Annotated in this window: 17 protein-coding genes and 1 riboswitch; of the genes, 12 read left to right on the top strand and 5 right to left on the bottom strand. The window is 34.6% G+C overall.

All coding sequences use genetic code 11. The annotated features are described in order from the left end of the window. Nucleotides 1–11: 11 nt before the first annotated feature. On the bottom strand, nt 12–1,544 hold the full coding sequence (locus tag ACFOZ1_RS14065; RefSeq protein ID WP_390200302.1) for an L-lactate permease: 1,533 nt from the start codon (nt 1,542–1,544) through the stop codon (nt 12–14). 326 nt (nt 1,545–1,870) lie between these two features. On the opposite strand from ACFOZ1_RS14065, the gene ACFOZ1_RS14060 reads away from it, so the two are divergent. Further along, a complete protein-coding gene (locus tag ACFOZ1_RS14060) occupies nt 1,871–3,544 on the top strand; it encodes an SGNH/GDSL hydrolase family protein (protein ID WP_390200301.1) in 1,674 nt (557 codons plus the stop codon). A 46-nt stretch (nt 3,545–3,590) separates the two neighbouring features. Here ACFOZ1_RS14060 and ACFOZ1_RS14055 read toward each other — a convergent pair whose 3' ends face one another. Together ACFOZ1_RS14055 and ACFOZ1_RS14050 are read right to left on the bottom strand one after the other, a co-directional pair. Beyond that, nucleotides 3,591–4,742, bottom strand: a complete 1,152-nt coding sequence (locus tag ACFOZ1_RS14055) for an AI-2E family transporter (RefSeq protein ID WP_390200300.1) — start codon at nt 4,740–4,742, stop codon at nt 3,591–3,593. 126 nt (nt 4,743–4,868) lie between these two features. Continuing rightward, complete coding sequence (locus tag ACFOZ1_RS14050; protein WP_390200298.1) at nt 4,869–6,065, bottom strand: NAD(P)/FAD-dependent oxidoreductase; 1,197 nt, start codon at nt 6,063–6,065, stop codon at nt 4,869–4,871. Between the two features lie 201 nt (nt 6,066–6,266). Here ACFOZ1_RS14050 and ACFOZ1_RS14045 point away from each other — a divergent pair, with 201 nt between their 5' ends. The 10 genes from ACFOZ1_RS14045 to ACFOZ1_RS14000 all read left to right on the top strand — a co-directional run bounded on the left by ACFOZ1_RS14045 (nt 6,267) and on the right by ACFOZ1_RS14000 (nt 16,882). Then, nucleotides 6,267–7,709, top strand: coding sequence for a DEAD/DEAH box helicase (locus ACFOZ1_RS14045; protein WP_390200296.1), 1,443 nt, complete (start codon nt 6,267–6,269; stop codon nt 7,707–7,709). An 88-nt stretch (nt 7,710–7,797) separates the two neighbouring features. Beyond that, on the top strand, nt 7,798–8,406 hold the full coding sequence (locus ACFOZ1_RS14040; RefSeq protein WP_390200294.1) for a hypothetical protein: 609 nt from the start codon (nt 7,798–7,800) through the stop codon (nt 8,404–8,406). A 244-nt stretch (nt 8,407–8,650) separates the two neighbouring features. Further along, nucleotides 8,651–10,198 carry a glycoside hydrolase family 43 protein gene (locus ACFOZ1_RS14035; RefSeq protein WP_390200292.1) on the top strand — a complete coding sequence of 516 codons (1,548 nt, stop codon included), beginning with the start codon at nt 8,651–8,653 and terminating at the stop codon, nt 10,196–10,198. Nucleotides 10,199–10,356: 158 nt separating this feature from the next. Continuing rightward, nucleotides 10,357–10,722, top strand: a complete 366-nt coding sequence (locus tag ACFOZ1_RS14030) for a hypothetical protein (RefSeq protein ID WP_390200291.1) — start codon at nt 10,357–10,359, stop codon at nt 10,720–10,722. A 146-nt stretch (nt 10,723–10,868) separates the two neighbouring features. Then, nucleotides 10,869–12,110: a cytochrome P450 gene (locus ACFOZ1_RS14025; protein ID WP_390200289.1), complete on the top strand. Its 1,242-nt coding sequence runs from the start codon at nt 10,869–10,871 to the stop codon at nt 12,108–12,110. 72 nt (nt 12,111–12,182) lie between these two features. After that, a complete protein-coding gene (locus tag ACFOZ1_RS14020; RefSeq protein ID WP_390200287.1) occupies nt 12,183–12,530 on the top strand; it encodes an ASCH domain-containing protein in 348 nt (115 codons plus the stop codon). A 252-nt stretch (nt 12,531–12,782) separates the two neighbouring features. Continuing rightward, nucleotides 12,783–12,910: riboswitch (SAM riboswitch) on the top strand. A 152-nt stretch (nt 12,911–13,062) separates the two neighbouring features. Next, complete coding sequence (locus ACFOZ1_RS14015) at nt 13,063–14,091, top strand: methionine ABC transporter ATP-binding protein (RefSeq protein ID WP_390200285.1); 1,029 nt, start codon at nt 13,063–13,065, stop codon at nt 14,089–14,091. After that, a complete protein-coding gene (locus tag ACFOZ1_RS14010; protein ID WP_390200283.1) occupies nt 14,081–14,743 on the top strand; it encodes a methionine ABC transporter permease in 663 nt (220 codons plus the stop codon). The genes ACFOZ1_RS14015 and ACFOZ1_RS14010 overlap by 11 nt, the downstream gene beginning before the upstream one ends. A gap of 11 nt (nt 14,744–14,754) precedes the next feature. Beyond that, nucleotides 14,755–15,588, top strand: coding sequence for a MetQ/NlpA family ABC transporter substrate-binding protein (locus ACFOZ1_RS14005; protein ID WP_390200281.1), 834 nt, complete (start codon nt 14,755–14,757; stop codon nt 15,586–15,588). A gap of 118 nt (nt 15,589–15,706) precedes the next feature. Next, nucleotides 15,707–16,882, top strand: coding sequence for a M20 family metallopeptidase (locus ACFOZ1_RS14000; protein WP_390200280.1), 1,176 nt, complete (start codon nt 15,707–15,709; stop codon nt 16,880–16,882). 169 nt (nt 16,883–17,051) lie between these two features. Here the strand turns inward: ACFOZ1_RS14000 and ACFOZ1_RS13995 are convergent, their stop codons facing one another. Further along, nucleotides 17,052–17,675, bottom strand: a complete 624-nt coding sequence (locus ACFOZ1_RS13995) for an SIMPL domain-containing protein (protein WP_390200279.1) — start codon at nt 17,673–17,675, stop codon at nt 17,052–17,054. Nucleotides 17,676–17,806: 131 nt separating this feature from the next. Continuing rightward, nucleotides 17,807–18,421 (bottom strand): PH domain-containing protein, encoded by a 615-nt coding sequence (locus ACFOZ1_RS13990; protein WP_390200277.1) that lies wholly within the window; start codon nt 18,419–18,421, stop codon nt 17,807–17,809. Between the two features lie 131 nt (nt 18,422–18,552). Here ACFOZ1_RS13990 and ACFOZ1_RS13985 point away from each other — a divergent pair, with 131 nt between their 5' ends. Next, nucleotides 18,553–18,903: a DUF2200 domain-containing protein gene (locus ACFOZ1_RS13985; RefSeq protein ID WP_390200275.1), complete on the top strand. Its 351-nt coding sequence runs from the start codon at nt 18,553–18,555 to the stop codon at nt 18,901–18,903. Nucleotides 18,904–19,409: the final 506 nt, after the last annotated feature.

Genomic DNA, 19,409 nt, shown 5'->3' with positions numbered 1-19,409 from the left:
TTATGCACTCCTTAGTTTATAATTAAATTAAGTATTCCCACGAACACGAGTAAAATTACGCTATATTTGATGGTAAATTTAAACACCTCATTTTCTCGTCCAACAATTCCAACGGCAGCCGCTGCCACTGCGACAGATTGAGGACTAATCATCTTGGCCATATCACCCCCCACGACATTGGAAGCAACCATTGACGCTGGATCAATTCCAATTTGTGTTGCTGTAATCGTCTGTAATGGTGCAAAGAGCGATCCAGAATTAACCACTGACCCAGTAAGGAAAACACCTATCCACCCAAGTAAAGGGGAGAATAAAGGGAATATGGATCCGGTTGAAGCAAACGCAAGACCGAGTGTTGACGATATCCCTGAATAATTGCAGATGTAAGCGAATGCCAAGACAGAACAGATTGTTAGTATTGGCAGCATTAACTCAGAGAAAGTTTCTTTTGCTGATTCTTTGATTGTCTCCACTTTAATTCGATAAATTAAAATAGTTAAAGTTGCAGCAGTAATGATGGCTGTTGTTGTCGATATCAATGGAACACTGAACATTGCTGTTATTGGTGTTGGTGAGTTTACAACAGGTGGGATTTTCATAACACGTTCATGAATACCCATAATTTGAAGATTAATTGCCGCATTCCACTTAATATAAGTAAATCCAATAACAATCACGGTTAGTAGAATAAATGGGAGCCAAGCCATGAACACTCCTTTTACTTTTGGTTTTTCTACTGGTTTCCAATAACGTAGGAATATAGCAAGAACCGCCAAACTAATCAAGGCTGATAGAATATCAACCAATGCAGCACCAAGTGTCGTAAGTGTAAAGTATTGAACAAGTGAAAATGAGCCTCCGCAAACAAGAATAGCTGGAAGTGTTTCTTTGATTCCCTTCAATCCGTCTACTACAAACACAAGTAAAAATGCCACAAGAAAACTGACTATCGGTACAATTTGTGCCGTTTTGGCAGCTACAAGAAGCGGATCAAGTTCGGTTAATGTTGCAGGTGTAATTACAGGGATTCCCATTGCACCATAGGAACCTCCGGCAATATTTGCGACAAGACAAAGACCAGCTGCCTTGACGGGTTCAAAGCCTAAACCAACAAGGATAACCGCAGTTATTGCTACAGGAGCGCCGAATCCAGCTGCCCCTTCCAAAAATGCACCAAAACAATAAGCAATTAAAAGCACTTGAATTCTTTTGTCAACTGATAGTGAAACAATACTTGACTTGATAATCTCGAATTTCCCGGTTTTGACTGAGAGCTTATAAAGGAAAATCGCACCGACAACTATTGCAGCAACTGGATAAACACCAGTAAAAATTCCATGAACAGAAGAACCTACAACCCTTCCTATCGGCATGGAATAGACCAAAAGTGCAACTAGAGCAGCGAATAAAGTGCTAAGCATAGCCGCAATATGTCCTTTCATTTTGAAAATAGTTAATGCTAAGATAAAGAATACAATTGGTAATGCAGCTACAATTGCCGAAATCCAAATAGTATTAAATGGATCATAAATTTGATTCCACATGAAAACACCCCACATAATTTTATTGTTAGTTTGTGGGATGGGAATTGTTCTTATTCATTGAATACGATGAAAAGTTTTTTTGGAAATTTGTTATAATTACCTTCTTTTTGATTTTATTTTTGTTTAGTCATTCCAACTATTAAGTGACAGTCGGTCTTTTGAAGTGTCATATATGAATTAATCGAGCAATATGGGCTTCTAAAAAAGCTTTCCATAATTGACGCTTCACATAATAAAAAATGAAAGAAACATCTATAACTTATAGGGTTTCCATTTCCTATATATTTGTTATGGTAAAGGATAATAAGAAAGGAAGGTGTGCGAATATGCGTACAAATAGTTCTAATCGAAGTTACTTTCATATTGTATATAATCAAGAAGTAAAGGCAGTAGCAGAAAATGAAATATTATTGGATTCTGATAGAGGACATGTGATACATAGAGCGCGGCTTACTGGTTGTGTATATGATGAAGAAATCATTGCATTACTCCATAATTGTAAGGGTTTTCGTAAATTAGTGCATAGCATTGGCATTGAAATCAACAGAAAGAATCATGTAGAGGATGACACGATTGTTCGATTAGAAGTCTGGAACAAAGCAAATCCACCTGAATCTATTACTAGAGTAGAAGCACAATGTTTAAGTACGGAGAAAGAAACGATTATTCCATTAGAGGATGTGGAATGGTCAGAAGAAGACGACCGTTTAAGTAAGTTTGTTTTTTCTTTTGAGAAAAGTGATGCAGTAACAGAAGTGAGTGTGAAATTGTATTTACATGATGCATATGTTGTTCCAGAGATATCGATGGAACCAGTGGATTTCCATTCAAATAACTATCACCAATTAATAAAGCAATCATTAGTTCGTACTGGAAATAACTATCGTGTAAAAAAAGCAATTGAAAAAGCAAAAAGTGGGGAAGATGTCACCATCGCTTATATAGGTGGGTCTATTACTCAAGGTGCTAGTGCGAATCCAATTCAAGAAAACTGCTATGCATATCAATCTTATGAGCGGTTTAAACAACTATTTGGTTCTGAGAATGGAAATCATATTCATTATGTGAAAGCTGGTGTTGGTGGTACACCTTCCCAACTTGGGGTCATTCGTTATGAACGAGATATATGTAGTGATGGATTAATAGAACCTGATATTGTAATTGTAGAATTTGGAGTAAATGATGGGGACGACGAAACAAAAGGTGTGAGCTATGAAAGTCTTGTATTAAAAATATTAGCACATCAAAAGAAAACAGCAGTTATATTATTATTCAATGTATTTGTGAATGACTGGAATTTACAAGATAGGCTACAAATAATTGGTGAACATTATGACTTACCAATTGTGAGTATAAAAAATGCCGTTGTAGACCAGTTCCGTTTAACAAAAGCAGAAGGAAATGTGATTAACAAGAGACAATTCTTCCATGATATTTATCATCCAACGAATGAGGGACATCAGATAATTGCAGAGTCACTGCATTATTTGTGGACACAAATAGACAAGCAAGAATGGTCAGAAGAGGATTTGGAATTAGATAAAGCTCCAGTATATGGGAATGCCTTTTCAAATATAAGGTTATTAGATCGCAAAGAAATTAGCGATATTGCAGTGATTGAAGAAGGAAGTTTTGTAGAAGTTGATACAGAGCTACAATGTGTGGAGCGTGATACAGACAACGAATTAACCCCACAATTCCCTCACAATTGGATGCGTACAAAAGAAACAGGAAATCATTCGTTTCGTATGACAATAACAAGTCGTAATTTGATGCTTGTATTTAAAGATTCAGATAAACCCATATTTGGGACAGCGGAAGTATATGTAGATGGGGAGCGGTTAAAGACATTAGATCCACACCAAGTGAACTGGACACATTGTCATGCGACACTTTTATATAATAATGAAACAAGTGAGCAGCATGAAATGGAGATCAAAATGCAAGAAGGGGATGAAGATAAACAATTTACTATTTTAGGATTTGGTTATACGCCATAAACAAAGAAAGCATTAGCCATTCATTTGACTAATGCTTTCTTTTTTCTTATTCATCTAATTCGTATCGTCCACGTTCATCGCCAAAATACCTGTTGTAACGGAGTTTGAACTTTTCAAAGACATAACTTACAATCACCTTTACTATTGCATATCCTGGGATTCCTAATACAACCCCAATAATTCCAAATAAGTTACCTGCAATAAGTAAGACTAGAATAATGGTTAATGGGTGAATTTGCATTGTTTTCCCCATAATATTAGGGGAAACAAAATTTCCTTCAAGGAATTGAACTGCAACCCATACAATAGCTAATTTCAGTAGCATAAATGGCGAATCAACAATTGCGATAATTGCTGCAGGAATAATCGCGATGGTCGGACCTAAATATGGAACGACACTTGTCACAGCAGCAACAATAGCTAATGTAAATGCATAGTCTAAACCAATGATGAGATATCCTATGAATAAGAGGATACCAATTACAGAAGCGACAATGATTTGGCCCTGAATATAAGAGCCGACTTGTGTATCCATATTAGAAAGAATAGAACGAATATCTTTTCTAAAAGCAGGAGGAAATAATTTAAGTATGAAGTGTTTGAATTTCTCTCCATCCTTTAATAAGAAAAATAGTACAAATGGGAATGTAATAATTGTCACAACTGTATTCGTTATTGTACTCGCAATATTCTGTATTCCTTTAAATCCACTTGAAATAAATCCACCAATGATTTCAGGTAGTTCACTGAATCGATCCATAAACCACTTATATCCTTCATCGTAATAAGGACCTAAGAAGGAATTTTGAATCCACGTTTTTGTACTGTCACCCAATTGATTCAAATAACTTGGGAAATTCTCGACAAGGCTTTTCACCTGTGATTCAATTGCAGGTGCACTTAGCAAGATAATTCCAGTTAACACACCACTTATACTGAGGATGAGTAAAATAATTCCCCAGATTCTTTTGATTTTTAGTCGCTCTAATAAATCTACAATTGGATTTAATAAATAATAAGCGATAAATGCTAGAATAATTGGTGGTGCTAATGTACCTAAAATAATTTGAATCGGATTGAAGATAAAGGAAACTTTTGTATAAATAAATATGGTTATACCAATCAAGATGAGAAAGACTAGAAAATAAAAGATATTTTTCCCACCTAGAAATTTCAAAAAACGATCTGATGAATCCATTTATACAACTCCTATACATTTAATTGTTGAAAATGTCATTATTTCCCTCAATTATATAATAAATATGTTAGGAATACCAATTTCATAGTATTAAATCAAACTATTCCGTATTAAGAAGCTATAAATTTAACTTCTCGGAAATGCTGTCGTGTATGCATATGGATGTGTTCGATTGTGAAGGAAATCGTTTATAATCATAGCTGCAGCTACAGAATAACATGTACCATTTCCACCGAATCCTAATGCAAAATACTTATTTGGATTTACAGGATCTTGTCCAATGAAAGGCAAACCGTCCTTAGATACACCAAATACCGATTGCCATGTATGATCAATTTCTGCTTTTAAATCAGGATAATAGTTTTTGGCAGATTGTAATAATTTTTCACACGTTTCTTTTATTTCTTGATGTGTGGAAAGATCTGCTCCACTCTCATCCATACCTCCAGCGATTAAGCGATTTTCCTCATTCACACGGAAATATAAATAATCTGTTGCACTATCCCAAATCATTTCTTTATTCCCCCATAATGGCACTTGAAGTGGTTTTGTAACGAAGGAATAGGTGGTATTTCGCTTCGCCATTTCTTCAATTGGTTTGTACATATCTTTGGCATAACCAGTTGCTATAATAAGGTTTTCACATGTAATCTTATGGCCATTTGCTGTATACACACAGAATTGGTCACCTTCCACTATTTTCTCAACAGTACATTCATGATAAATAGGTATACCTTTGTTTAAATTAGATTTATGAATCGCTTGTACCATTTTAAATGGATTGAGGCCTGCGTCATTTCCAGTACGGATGGCGCCATATGCATGTATGTTGTAATCATTTTTCAATTTTTCTTCTGTTAACCATTCACATGGAAAGGAGTGATTGGTTAACATAGCATAATTATCTTTCATACTAGCTAAATCATCTTTTTCTTTTGCTAAGTAAAGACTGTGTGTCCGTGAGTAACCAACGTCATCAGGTAGTTCAGCAACAATTGAATCTAATTGATTCATTGCATCAATACTTAATTGATAGAAATCAACCGCCTTTTTCTTCCCATGTTTCTTGGCCATATCATGTAATAACATATCTGAATTGTATTGAATCATACCAGTATTTCCCCAGCTTGAACCATATCCAGGAATAGCTTTGTCTACTACCATTACTTCTCGACCTGACTTCCCTAGAACATGAGATAATATGGCACCTGTCATCCCGCCACCAATAATTAACGTATCTGTACAAACGTCTTTCTCTAGTGTAAGATATGTGGTGTCTTTCTTTGTTTCATCCCAATATAAATCACCTTTATGTAATTGCATCGTTATCCCTCGTCTCTTAATCATAAATAATTATCTATTTTTTCTATATAGTTCTACCCCTTTATATAATCTTCATAACATAATAAATATTTAGAGTTTGTATGCAATTGTACTTCAATAAGATGACAATCAAGCAAGTGTGATATATTAAGAGTAGCGCATAGATAATAAGAAAAAAAAGAATAGAAAATGAGGGACATTATGACAACAAGTAACTTTTCAACATATCAATTAAGTCCAAAAATCGAAGAAGCATTGACTGCAATGCATTACACTGAGCCAACAGAAGTACAACAGAAAGTCATTCCAAAAGTATTAGATAAAAAAGATGTGATTGTCAAATCTCAGACAGGAAGTGGCAAAACAGCTGCTTTTGTGATACCTACATGCGAAAATATCATCTGGGAAGAAAATAAGCCACAGGCAATCATACTCACACCAACTAGAGAATTGGCTGTTCAAGTATGTGAAGAGGTAACAAGTATTGGTAGATATAAGCGAATAAAGGCAGTACCTGTGTATGGTAAAGAGCCCATTCATGTCCAAATAAATCAATTGAAACAAAAAACACATGTAGTCGTGGGTACACCGGGGAGAATGGTAGATCATTTGGAGAGAGGTACACTAGATGTAAGTCATGTCAAATACGTTATTATTGATGAAGCGGATGAAATGTTGAATATGGGCTTTATTGATACAGTAAATAATATCTTACAGCAACTACCAAGAGAACGCGTTACGATGTTATTTTCAGCAACATTACCAGTTGAAATTGAACAGTTATGCCAACAATATATGAAAACTCCAGAAAAAATTGAAATTTCAACAAAAGTAACAACAGATACGATTTCGCATGCGATTGTTCATGTGGAAAAATGGGACAAATTAGACGTACTTAAAGACATGACGATAGTGGAAAATCCCGATAGTTGCATTATTTTTTGCAATACAAAAGTACAAGTAAATGAAGTATACGAACAATTGCATAAGGCAGATTATGCTTGTCAATTTTTGCATGGGGATTTAGAACAAAAAGAACGATTTTATGTCATGAATGGTTTTAAAGAAGGCAAGTTCAGATATTTAATTGCTACAGATGTAGCCGCTCGTGGATTAGATATTGATTCTATTTCATTAGTAATTAATTATGATATTCCATTTGAGAAAGAAACCTATGTCCATCGAATTGGTAGAACAGGTCGTGCAGGGAAGAACGGTAAAGCCATTACATTTATGGAACAACGTGAAGAGAAGTATCTGGAAGCAATTGAAGCATATATTGGATATGCATTAGAAGAAACAGAAAGACCGAGCAAAAGGTTAGTGCAACAATCCGAAGAAAAGTTTTATCAAAAAATGAACAAAAAGCGTACAGTGAAACAAAGTAAACAAGAAAAAATAAATAAAGATATTATGAAATTGTATTTCAACGGTGGAAAAAAGAAAAAATTAAGAGCAGTTGATTTTGTTGGTACACTATCTAATATAGAAGGAATGACTGCTGATGATATCGGAATTATTTCCATTAGTGATACGATGACATATGTAGATATTTTGAATGGCAAAGGTCCGCTGGTTTTAAAAGAAATGGAACATCGAACAATTAAAGGAAAACAATTAAAAGTTCGAAAAGCAAAAAAATAATTACATTTTCAAAATCTAAAGCATAAGATAGATAGTGATTTTTTTGTGATAGAATTTTGCTTATTCTTATAATGATTGGAGAGATTAGATGAGAAAAACAGTAATAAGCTTTTTTTTAATTGTTACACTAGGGTTAGTGGGGTGTATGCAACAAGAAGACGAACCGGTAATGAATGATGAGGAAACTCCTACAGAAGAAGGAACTATTTCTGAAGGTATAAATAACAGTGGAGTAGGAGATGCTTCAAGACAAATAGAAGATTTAACTTTGCAAATCCAAAAAGTAGATCAAGAGGCAGGAATTACTGTTGAAAATAATGATTTATATAGCCAATTGAATGAAGTGATTAAAGCAGACCCAAAAGCTGGGCTGCCTAATGATTTCAGTGTATATCCACATGATATTGTCTATTTTGATGATAATAGTAGTTCTGTATTATTTATCGGAGTCAATCGTTTAGACGCACCTATTCGAAACATTTCTTTTGATTTAACATTTGGAAATAAGAGTGGGGAGTATATTTTTGATGCAGAACCAGTAGCATTAACAGAGGATTTCATAGGGATATTAGAGAAAGATAGTGCAGTGCCATTTCTAATTGAAATTACTCCTGAGGAAGAAGCATTATTTATGGAATTAACGGAAGATAACGTTGAGTTAAGACTAGATAATGCGAATATAGACTTAGTAGAATAATCACTCGATAGAACAACGAACTTTTGTATGTTAAAAAGTTCGTTGTTTTTCATTTGGAAAAAAATTTATAAATAAAATAAAAAAAGCGTACTAGTTTTGAAAGAAACATCTATACATTGTCAGGTTTTAAATTGTGTGTATTTTGTTATGGTAGTAAGTAGTGAGGATTTACTATCAATTTATAAGTGTAAATGTAAAGGTTTACAAATTTATATTCATCATACAATAAGGAGATGTGTACATAATGAAAACATTTAAAAACCCAATTTTGCCTGGCTTTTATCCAGACCCTTCTATCTGTAGAGTAGAGGAAGATTATTATTTAGTAACATCATCATTTACAAATTATCCCGGTGTACCAATTTTCCATAGTAAGGATTTAGTGAATTGGAAACAAATCGGACATGTACTTGATCGACCATCGCAATTGCCATTAGATGGCCAACGTCAATCTCAAGGAATCTTCGCACCGACGATTCGTTATCATGATGGTGTCTTTTATATGATTACAACAAATGTAGGACATGGTGGGAATTTCTTTGTTACAGCAACAGATCCAGCGGGTCCATGGTCAGATCCATATTATCTAAATGCACCTGGTATTGATCCATCATTATTTTTTGATGATGATGGAAAAGTCTATTATCATGGTACAAGACCTGCGCCAGAAGGTGAGAAGTATAGTGGGAATTGGGAAGTATGGATTCAAGAATTGGATTTAGAAACCAAACAATTAATTGGAGAGCCTGTCGGATTATGGCGTGGGGCACTAAGGGACGTAATTTGGCCGGAGGGACCACATATTTACAAAGTAGATGGGATGTATTATTTACTCATATCTGAAGCAGGTACTGGACATCATCATGCATGTTCTGTTGCTAGAAGTGAGCAGATTAAAGGGCCGTATGTTGGTAATCCAGGTAATCCTATTTTGACACATCGTCATTTAGGAAAAGAATATCCAATTGTAAATGTTGGACATAGTGATTTAGTACAAACACAAAATGGAGAATGGTGGGCAGTAGCTTTAGCATCAAGAATCTACGGTGGTTATTATAGAAACCTTGGTAGAGAAACATATCTTCTTCCAGTAACATGGGAAGATGGTTGGCCAATTTTTAGTCCGGGCAGTGGGAAGTTAGAGATGGAATACAAGATTCCAAATCTCCCACAAGGTGAAATCGTTGTAGAAGATTTATGTGACCATTTTGACGACAAGGAATTAAATATGAAATGGAATCTACTACGTACGCCTAAAGAAGAATCGTATAGTCTTACAGAGCGAGAAGGTTTTGTTTCCTTATATCTTCGACCTGAAGCAATTACTAAATTAGAACATCCAAGTATTCTATTGCGTAAACAACAACATATTCAATTTACCACTTCTACGTGTATGGAATTCTCCCCAGAAACTAAACATGAAGAAGCGGGGGTTGTTCTTCTGCAAAGTAGTGAATATCATTACAGATTTGTTGTAACAAATGCACACAACGAGACGATCATTACATTAATCAAATGTGAAAATGGAGAGGAATCTATCCTACACCAAGCACCAGTACAACATGATAAAATCTATTTAAAGGTTGTAGCATTTGGCCAAGATTTATCCTTTTATTATGGAGAAAGTCAAGCTAACTATCAATTACTTTGTGATCAGATAGATGGGCGAATTTTGAGTACAGATGTAGCGGGGGGCTTTGTTGGTACTCAAATTGGCTTATATGCAAGTAGTAATGGAGAAAAGTCAGACAACAAAGCATATTTTGATTGGTTTGAATATAGTTCTATCTAAGACGTTGTTTGCTTATCTATAACCTTTTTAAAAGATGAAGCCTTACGTGTATTTTCTTAAAATAGGGGAATATATAGATGTAGAGACATAAAAATAATCCACTCATCGAATAATGAGTATGTGAGGATTTTTTTAAGACATCAGAAAGGTTGATTGAAATGAAAAAGGTTATAGGACTTAGCCTACTTTTATTACTACTTGCAGCGTGTAGTGCAGATAATAATGGAAGTGCAGAAGAAGTGAAAGTAGATGCAACGACACAAGAAGATGAGGAAACAGAAGTAGAAAATACAGCAAACGAATCGGAAGAACAGAAAGAATTAGCTATTATTAAAGAACATATTGATGTGGATGCGTACGAAATGAAAATAGAAGAAGATAATCCACATACACGAGTAATGTTCTTTATTGATGAGAATGACGAAAAAGTGTATAAAACCGTATTGGTCAAAGATACGAATAGATTAAAGATCATTCATTTAGGTGAGGAAGGTCTACTTTTTAATGATACTATTCCTTCTTAATGAAAATAGAAAGAGATAGCTTCTGTATATTGCAGGAGCTATTTTTTTGTATGTTAAAAATGGAATTGATTGTGATTCTATTCTTTCGTTTTTCTCTCGCTTTTTGGGGAATATAATACTAAACAGCTAAAAGGAGAGTTATATAAATGGAAAACAACCATCCAATGCCTAAAGAAAAAGGTATCGATCATACGATTCAATTGTTAAAAGAAGGCTATCATTTTATTATGAATCGAAAGGAAAAGTTCGATTCAAGAGTGTTTGAAACACATTTACTTGGTGAAAAAGCGATTTGTTTAGTTGGTAAAGAAGAAGCGGAATTATTTTATGATGAAACAAAATTCACTAGGAAAGATGCTGCTCCAAGCAGAGTGAAAAAAACTTTATTTGGAGAAGGTGGTGTGCAAGGATTAGATGATGCGCCCCATCACCATCGGAAAGCAATGTTTATGTCTCTTATGACAGAAGAAAAATTACAACAACTCAAGCAATTAACGAAAGAAGAATGGGAGAAAGAATTTCGTCAGATACAAGATGAAAATATTGTAGTATATGAGAAGGCAAAATCCGTTTTAACAAGGGTGGCAATGAAGTGGGTAGAGATTCCGGTAGAGGATACAGAAGCGGATAAGTGGTCAGACGAATTAGCAGATATGTTTGAAAAAGCAGCATCGATTGGACCAAAACATTGGAAGTCGCGCTATTCAAGATCAAAGATGGAGGAATGGATGGAAGATTGGATAGAAAAAGTACGGTCAGGAAAAGTAAGTATTTCCGAAAGTGCACCACTATACCAATTTTCTTTTCACAAAGATCTAGATGGAGAATTACTCGATAAACAGATCGTAGCAGTGGAACTATTGAACTTATTACGTCCAATCGTTGCAATTGCTGTCTATATTGATTTATTGATGCTTGCGATGCATGACAATAAAGACGAAGTTGCCCAAATGAATATAGATGATGAGAAACAAGTAACAAATTTCATTCAGGAAGTAAGAAGATTTTATCCTTTCTTCCCATTTGCAGGAGCAAGAGTGAAAGAGACATTTACTTGGAATGGGTATGTATTTGAAGAAGGTACACTTACTTTATTAGATTTATACGGGACAAATCATGATCCTGCTATATGGGAAAATCCAAACCAATTTCAACCATCACGATTCCATGATTGGAGCAGAAGTCCATTTGATTTCATTCCACAAGGTGGTGGCGAATATCTGATTGGTCATCGATGTGCAGGAGAATGGATTACAGTAGATATATTGAAAACAACAATAAAATTTTTCGTACAACAATTAGCATTTACTTATCCTAAACAGAAATTTGAGTATGACAATAATGATATACCACCATTACCTAAATGTGAGATTCGATTGCGTGCATAAGTATTCCTATTTGTCTATAGACTGAGAAACGGGTAAAATGGGTGAGAGAATATAAAGGTAGGTGTCATATGAATGGAATCGAAACAAAATAATTCCTTACCACCAAAAACTTGCTCCATCGACCGTTTGATTACAATTCAATCAGATATAGATAAAGTATTAGAAGGAAAAAAAACAGCTACGAGAAGAAATGGTCGATATGCAGATATCGGTGAGATTATGGTATTAGAAAATCGTTCATTTCAAATTGATCGAGTGTACGAACAAACGCTAGGTGAGCTAACAGACGAGGATGCGTTAAGAGAAGGATATGAGAATTTGGAACAATATAAAGAATCTATTCTTGCAATGCATCCAGGTATGCCATGGGTCCCTAAAATGAGAGTGTGGGTACATGAATTTAGCGAAATGACAGAATAAGAAATTGCAAAAGTTTATATAGGTTAAGTTTAATTGATAAACAAAATGGTGTGGATTATTAATGGAAACAAAAAAATCTACGCCATTTTTCTTTGGATATAAAAACCTAGTATTTCTATATGGATAGCGATTACAAAATAAAAATACTGAAAATTTCCAAAATTTAAATTTAACTAATTGCATTGACAATCAATTATATTTCTAATAGAATTACAACATTCACAAAAAATTTCATACAATCATACATCATGATTCTTATCTAGAGAGGTGGAGGGACTGGCCCTGTGAAACCTCGGCAACGGGTTTTATTCAATATATTGAATAAAAAGAGCGTGCCAATTCCATCAAGTATACAAGAAATGTTACTTGAAAGATAAGAAGAGCTAAAGAGACTATACGTATAACGAATCTCCTCTTCTTATCTTGAAGTGGGGATTTTTTTATTGCATAAAATAAGTAATTTTTATATAAATAATTATTTGACTATTTCCTCAACTAAGAATCCTACAAATTTTCAGAAAGAGTGATAACAATGATTGACTTCCAGCATGTGACAAAAAAGTATACAACTAATGATAAAACAATTACAGCTGTCAACGATGTAAACTTAGTTGTACAACGTGGAGAAATATTCGGTGTAATTGGTTTTAGTGGAGCGGGTAAAAGTACATTAATCAGATGTGTGAATTTACTTGAAAGACCAACAGAAGGAAAGATACTAGTTAACCAAAAAGATTTACTCACATTATCTCAAAAGGAATTACGAGATGTGCGTCGAAAGATTGGAATGATTTTTCAACATTTTAATCTATTAGAATCAAAAACAGTCTTTCATAATGTGGGGTTTCCTTTATCACTAGCAGGTGTACCAAAACAAGAAATCAAAAGAAAAGTAGAATCATTACTAGAATTTGTTGGACTAGCTGACAAAGCAAATCATTACCCAGAGCAATTATCTGGTGGGCAAAAGCAACGTGTCGGTATAGCAAGAGCATTAGCTACAGACCCTGAAATACTGTTGTGTGATGAAGCAACGTCTGCATTAGATCCACAAACAACTAGTTCCATACTAGATTTATTAAGAAAAGTAAGAGAAGAATACCATATTACCATTTTAATGATTACACACGAAATGCAAGTCATTAAAGAAATATGTGACAAAGTTGCTGTGATGGAAAATGGAAAGGTAATTGAAGAAGGGACCATTTTTGATGTATTTTCAAATCCAAAGCAACAGACAACTCGCAATTTTGTAAAAACAGTGATGAATGATGAGCTACCTGCATCTGTCTTAGAGAAGATATATCATCCTAAAGATAATAGTAAAGTATATCGATTAATATTTGTCGAAGATTCTACAGAGATTCCTTTAATTTCTGAAGTTGCTAAGAAGTTCGATGTGCATACAAACATATTATTTGGACAAATCATTGAATTACAACATCAACCTTTTGGAAATTTAATTGTTGAGTTACAAGGTGCGACAGTTGAGATAGAAGCAGCCTATGAATACATGAAACAACGCGTATCAATAGAGGAGGTGAAAGAGAATGGATATTAAATTATCGACATTTTGGCCAAATATATGGGAAGCAACGATACAAACATTACAAATGGTTGGCTTTTCACTATTATTTTCTTTACTTATTGGTATCCCGCTTGGAATTATTTTAGTTATTACAAGACCAGGAAATATAATTGGAAACCAAACTTTCTTTTTCATATTAAATGGAGTGATTAACTTTTTACGATCCATTCCTTTTATTATTTTAATGGTAGCAATTATTCCATTTACTAGAATTATAATTGGTACAACAATAGGAACAGCAGCTGCAGTAGTGCCATTAGTTGTATATGCAGCGCCATATATCGCAAGGTTGGTGGAAAGTAGCTTATTAGAAGTCTCACCAGGAGTCATCGAAGCAGCGGAAGCAATGGGGGCAAAACCTCATCAGATTATATTTCGTGTGTTAGTTCCAGAAGCATTTAGTTCATTAATTCTTAATATAACCATCGCAACAATTGGTTTAATCGGTGCTTCCGCAATGGCAGGTGCTGTAGGTGGTGGTGGCTTAGGTGACTTAGCGATCGCATATGGATATCAACGTTTTGAAACAGATATTATGATTGTCACTGTATTATTATTAGTTGTATTCGTACAACTTGTGCAATCATTTGGAAATAAATTATCAAAAACATCTAGAAGAAGATAGGAGACATACACATGAAAAGAAGAACTTTGATAGTAGCAGTAGCTATATTATCTATTATTGGTATTTTAGTAGGATGTGGAAAAGAAGCGAGTAAAGAAGAGGAAGTAACATTAAAAGTAGGATTAAATGGATCTGGAGTCCCTATTTGGGAATTTGTAAAAGAGAAAGCGAAAGAGGAAGGCATTAACTTAGAACTAATCGAATTCGCTGATTATGTACGACCAAATATGGCTTTAGCAGATGGTGATATTGATTTAAATGCATTTCAAACCGTTTCCTATTTTGATTCATTTATTGAAGAAAGAAATATTGATTTAGTTCCAATCGCAACAACATTAATTGCACCAATGGGTTTCTATTCTGAAAAAATCAAAGATATTAGTGAAGTGCCAAATAATGCGAAAATCGCACTACCACAAGAAGCGACGAACATGGGACGCGCATTGTTATTAGCAGAACAAGCAGGCTTAATTACACTTGAAGAAGGTTTTGATGGAAATGGTGATTTATCATCCATCACAGAAAATCCTAAAAATATTGAATTTGTACCAGTTGTAGCTGCACAAACACCAAGAGTTCTACCAGATGTAACGGCATCTATTATTAACAATGGTGTTGCTGTAGAAGCAGGTTTTATTCCTGTACAAGATGCAATTTTTATTGAGGATGATAATGCTGCACCATATATTAATATTATTGCAGTACGTGGGGATGAGAAAGACAAAGAAGAATTTCAAAAGATTGTAGAAATATTCCAAACAGAAGAAGTTGCGAATCATATTAAAGAAGTATTTAATGATTCACTAATTCCGACATTTGTACCTTTAGAACAAATTGGATGGTAAGAGATAATAAGGGATACGAGACTGATTTGTCAGGATCTATCCCTACTTTTTTATACTTATACTAGACTAGTCTGAATTTAGAATGTTGTCACGTTATATAGAAAGGAAGATATTAAAAATGACAGAACAATTAGAACATCATATTCTCGATTATATTGAAAAAAATAAAGAAAATTATATCTCTATCAGTCATCAAATACATGCAAAACCAGAGATTGGAAATGAAGAGTTTTTTGCATCTGAATTATTACGTCATACACTATCAGAGGAAGGATTTACAGTACAAAAAGGTATTCCTGAGCATGAAACTGCATTTATTGCACGAAAGTCCTCTAACAAACCTGGACCGAAGATTGGTTTTTTAGCAGAGTATGATGCATTACAAGGACTAGGGCATGCTTGTGGACATAACATTATTGGAACATTAAGTGTAGCTGCTGCAATCGCCTTGAGTAAAGTAATTGACGAAATAGGTGGAGAAATTGCTGTATTTGGTACACCAGCAGAAGAAGGTGGGCCGAATGGTAGCGCAAAGGGTACTTTTGTACGTTATGAACTTGTACAAGATATGGATGTTTGTATGATGATACATCCATTTGACAAGACTGCTGGTACTGCGCCAACACTTGCGGTAGATCCCATTGATTATGAATTCTTTGGTAAACCAGCACATGCGGCTGCAAATCCTGAAAAAGGAATTAATGCATTAGATGGTGTCATTCAATTATATAATGGAATCAATGCACTGCGTCAACATGTTACAGATGATGTACGAATTCATGGTATCATCATGAATGGCGGAGATGCAGCGAATATTGTTCCAGAATATGCACGTGCACGTTTCTTTATACGAGCAAATACTAGAGAAGCATGCGATGTAATTACAGAAAAAGTTAATAACATTGCTAATGGAGCTGCACTTGCAACAGGATCAACTGTAAAAATAACTAAGATTCAAAATGGTGTAGATCATTTTAAATTAAATCATGCATTTGATACCGTATATAAAAGGCGTATTATCGAACAGGGCGAAGTATTTGAAGAAAGAGCGGGTGGTATTGGCTCTACAGATGCAGGTAATATCAGTCAAGTTGTCCCAACAATACATCCGTTTATTCAAATTGCAGATGTTAGTGTATCTCCTCATACTGTAGCATTTCGTGAAGCAGCAGTCTCTCCAAAGGGAGATGCAGCATTATTGAAAGGTGCAAAAGCTTTAGCATTAACAGGCTTCGATATCCTTACAAATGATATCTTATTGAAAGAAATAAAGAAGGAATTTGCTGAAGAATAAAAAAGGTAGCTGTGTAGACTTAATATGGAAATGGATATTGAAATCTAAATGAATCACTGTAAACTATTGAAGGATGGGATTCGATTGTAGCGAACAGGATTCCGCCGTGATATGGGGAATCCTTTCGTCGCTCGCAAGCTTTTCTCTTGATGAATCAATCAAAAATCTATTAATTATAAAGTAAGTAAGTTACTTCTAGTTCTGCTTGAACAGAAAGTTGACCCGCAGCAATCGATGTCGCTTGCTCTGCTTGGAATGTTTTGGCTTGGTATGGTGACATGGATGGATTGATTAGCTCTATTATTTTGGCAGGATATAGTGTAGAAAATGGTTGTAATGAGTGGGTAAGCGCATGTGCTTTGTTATATGCGTTTGTTAATGCGAGAATAAGTGCTTGTTGATAATAGTACTCTTGTTGACTAATCGAAAATGTAACTTGATTGAATTGATTCACACCTGCTTTTGTTACTTCATCAATTACGTTACCAAGTATAGATATTTGTGAAATAATGACGCGGAGTTCATGTGTAACTTGATATCCTCTGAAGTGCTGTTTTCCATCTATATAATCATATTGAGGGAAAATACTGTAATTCACTGTTTGAATGTGCTGTTGTGGAATACCAAGTTGTACAATACTCTGAATCACCTGATTGATTGTTTGAGCATTTTGCTGTTGTGCTTCACTTGCATTTCTGTTCATCGTTTGAACGCCTAAAATAACTTCTGCTTGGTTTGGTTCTACCAATACTTCACCAAATCCACGAACGATGATACATGGAGCTTGATTCATACAAACAACTCCTTTTCTTCTTTTTCCTATTTGATGTGAAAATTAGTATACATATGCAAAAAAAGCAAGTATGTACATATGACATACTTGCTTTTATACTAATGATTATTCATATCCTAAACGATACATGCTTAATTTTGAATGTATTTAGTAAATATATCACTAAAGTCTTTTTTTGTATTCTCATTATAGGATTGATTTAGCCATTCGTAAGCAAATCTTGTGGCTTGTTCGAATTGATCTGAAATGGCACTATCATGGAATCGGTTATCGGAAAATAGACTTCGTGCAGTATCTAAGCTATCTTTCGCATAATCTTTTTTTCGTTCATTGGTGTCTTGAATACTTGCAATTGCGACAAGTGATTTATACAAGTCTGCAATGGCTACACCTTCTTTCTTATCGATGTCCACGGAAATAGGATGTCCACCGATTGTGAATTTGATTTCCAAATCTAAATCAATGGTTCCTGCTGTTTCGACAGACACATTCGCAATTGGATAACGATAATAATCATAACGGTAAATATTACGTTTACTACTTGTTGCTTTCTCACCATCTAAATGTATCAATGCAAGGTTTGTGAAGCAATACTCATCTGATTTTGATTTAATTAGAAAGTGAATTTTCTCCCCATCTTCATGTAGAACGTAATCATCAGATTCTGTTTTGTCGAAGTCTTCTTGTCGAATGATTTTTCCGATGTCACTAAGACCTAATGCATCACTAGCAATTTTTTTAAACATAACAATCCCTCCTAAATGTATGATCGACTTCATCATAGCATTAATTTATTGGAATGAGTAGTCTTTACTATGTGGAATAGGAAGTGATACGATGAAGTAAATAAGAAGGAAGTAGAAAGGGTGGAAGAGATATGACAAAGCACAAAATTTACGCAATGAGATTTGCGTCTGTATATCCACACTATATTAATAAGGCAGAACGAAAAGGGCGAACAAAGGAAGAAGTGGATACGATTATCTCTTGGTTGACAGGGTATAGCTCAGAGGAATTAGATGATATTCTAAAAAATGAAATAGATTTTGAAACATTTTTTAATAAAGCACCTGAACTAAATCCTTCTCGTGGCCTGATTAAAGGTGTGATTTGTGGTGTGAGAATTGAAGAAATAGAAGAGGATACAATGAGAGAAATTAGATATTTAGATAAATTAATTGATGAATTAGCCAAAGGAAAAAAGATGGACAAAATTTTGAGAAAATAGGTTATTTTTTTACACAAAACTTGAATAATATCATAAGTATTGTTTGGCAATTCAAGGATGATATGCGACTAGTTATTGTGTGAAATGATTTGTGTGCTAATATCCCGCTCCGGCTTGCCCACTCCCCTTTCCATGGGCTTTTTCCTTCAACTAACTTTTCCAAGCAAAAATCGCTTGAAAAAGTGGATTTTCAGGAAAAAGTATCCCATAGGAGTGGGAGTGTGCGCCTTCGCTTAGTGAAGCTCTACAATGTTTGGAAGTGCAGGCATGATGGGTTTGAACAGACCATATATTTATTAATAAAACAGTTAAAGATTAGATTAGGGCATAACGGATGTTTTGCAATGAAAGAATATTTTGACCTCACTTTAATTGGTGAGTTTGAAACGATTTGTGTGCGTATGACCCGCTCCGGCTTGCCCACTCCCCTTTCCATGGGCTTTTTCCTTCAACTAACTTTTCCAAGCAAAAATCGCTTGAAAAAGTGGATTTTCAGGAAAAAGGTA

Origin of the sequence: Gracilibacillus marinus, from assembly GCF_042651725.1 — a bacterium.
Lineage (GTDB): Bacteria > Bacillota > Bacilli > Bacillales > Amphibacillaceae > Gracilibacillus > Gracilibacillus marinus.
The sequence above is the reverse complement of the archived record's forward strand: the minus strand, read 5'-3'. Positions and strand labels throughout refer to the sequence as shown.

Coding starts and splice junctions, on each gene's coding strand:
- ACFOZ1_RS14065 (WP_390200302.1), bottom strand. CDS start 1,544: ATGTGGAATCAAATTTATGATCCATTTAATACTATTTGGATTTCGGCA.
- ACFOZ1_RS14060 (WP_390200301.1), top strand. CDS start 1,871: ATGCGTACAAATAGTTCTAATCGAAGTTACTTTCATATTGTATATAAT.
- ACFOZ1_RS14055 (WP_390200300.1), bottom strand. CDS start 4,742: ATGGATTCATCAGATCGTTTTTTGAAATTTCTAGGTGGGAAAAATATC.
- ACFOZ1_RS14050 (WP_390200298.1), bottom strand. CDS start 6,065: ATGCAATTACATAAAGGTGATTTATATTGGGATGAAACAAAGAAAGAC.
- ACFOZ1_RS14045 (WP_390200296.1), top strand. CDS start 6,267: ATGACAACAAGTAACTTTTCAACATATCAATTAAGTCCAAAAATCGAA.
- ACFOZ1_RS14040 (WP_390200294.1), top strand. CDS start 7,798: ATGAGAAAAACAGTAATAAGCTTTTTTTTAATTGTTACACTAGGGTTA.
- ACFOZ1_RS14035 (WP_390200292.1), top strand. CDS start 8,651: ATGAAAACATTTAAAAACCCAATTTTGCCTGGCTTTTATCCAGACCCT.
- ACFOZ1_RS14030 (WP_390200291.1), top strand. CDS start 10,357: ATGAAAAAGGTTATAGGACTTAGCCTACTTTTATTACTACTTGCAGCG.
- ACFOZ1_RS14025 (WP_390200289.1), top strand. CDS start 10,869: ATGGAAAACAACCATCCAATGCCTAAAGAAAAAGGTATCGATCATACG.
- ACFOZ1_RS14020 (WP_390200287.1), top strand. CDS start 12,183: ATGGAATCGAAACAAAATAATTCCTTACCACCAAAAACTTGCTCCATC.
- ACFOZ1_RS14015 (WP_390200285.1), top strand. CDS start 13,063: ATGATTGACTTCCAGCATGTGACAAAAAAGTATACAACTAATGATAAA.
- ACFOZ1_RS14010 (WP_390200283.1), top strand. CDS start 14,081: ATGGATATTAAATTATCGACATTTTGGCCAAATATATGGGAAGCAACG.
- ACFOZ1_RS14005 (WP_390200281.1), top strand. CDS start 14,755: ATGAAAAGAAGAACTTTGATAGTAGCAGTAGCTATATTATCTATTATT.
- ACFOZ1_RS14000 (WP_390200280.1), top strand. CDS start 15,707: ATGACAGAACAATTAGAACATCATATTCTCGATTATATTGAAAAAAAT.
- ACFOZ1_RS13995 (WP_390200279.1), bottom strand. CDS start 17,675: ATGAATCAAGCTCCATGTATCATCGTTCGTGGATTTGGTGAAGTATTG.
- ACFOZ1_RS13990 (WP_390200277.1), bottom strand. CDS start 18,421: ATGTTTAAAAAAATTGCTAGTGATGCATTAGGTCTTAGTGACATCGGA.
- ACFOZ1_RS13985 (WP_390200275.1), top strand. CDS start 18,553: ATGACAAAGCACAAAATTTACGCAATGAGATTTGCGTCTGTATATCCA.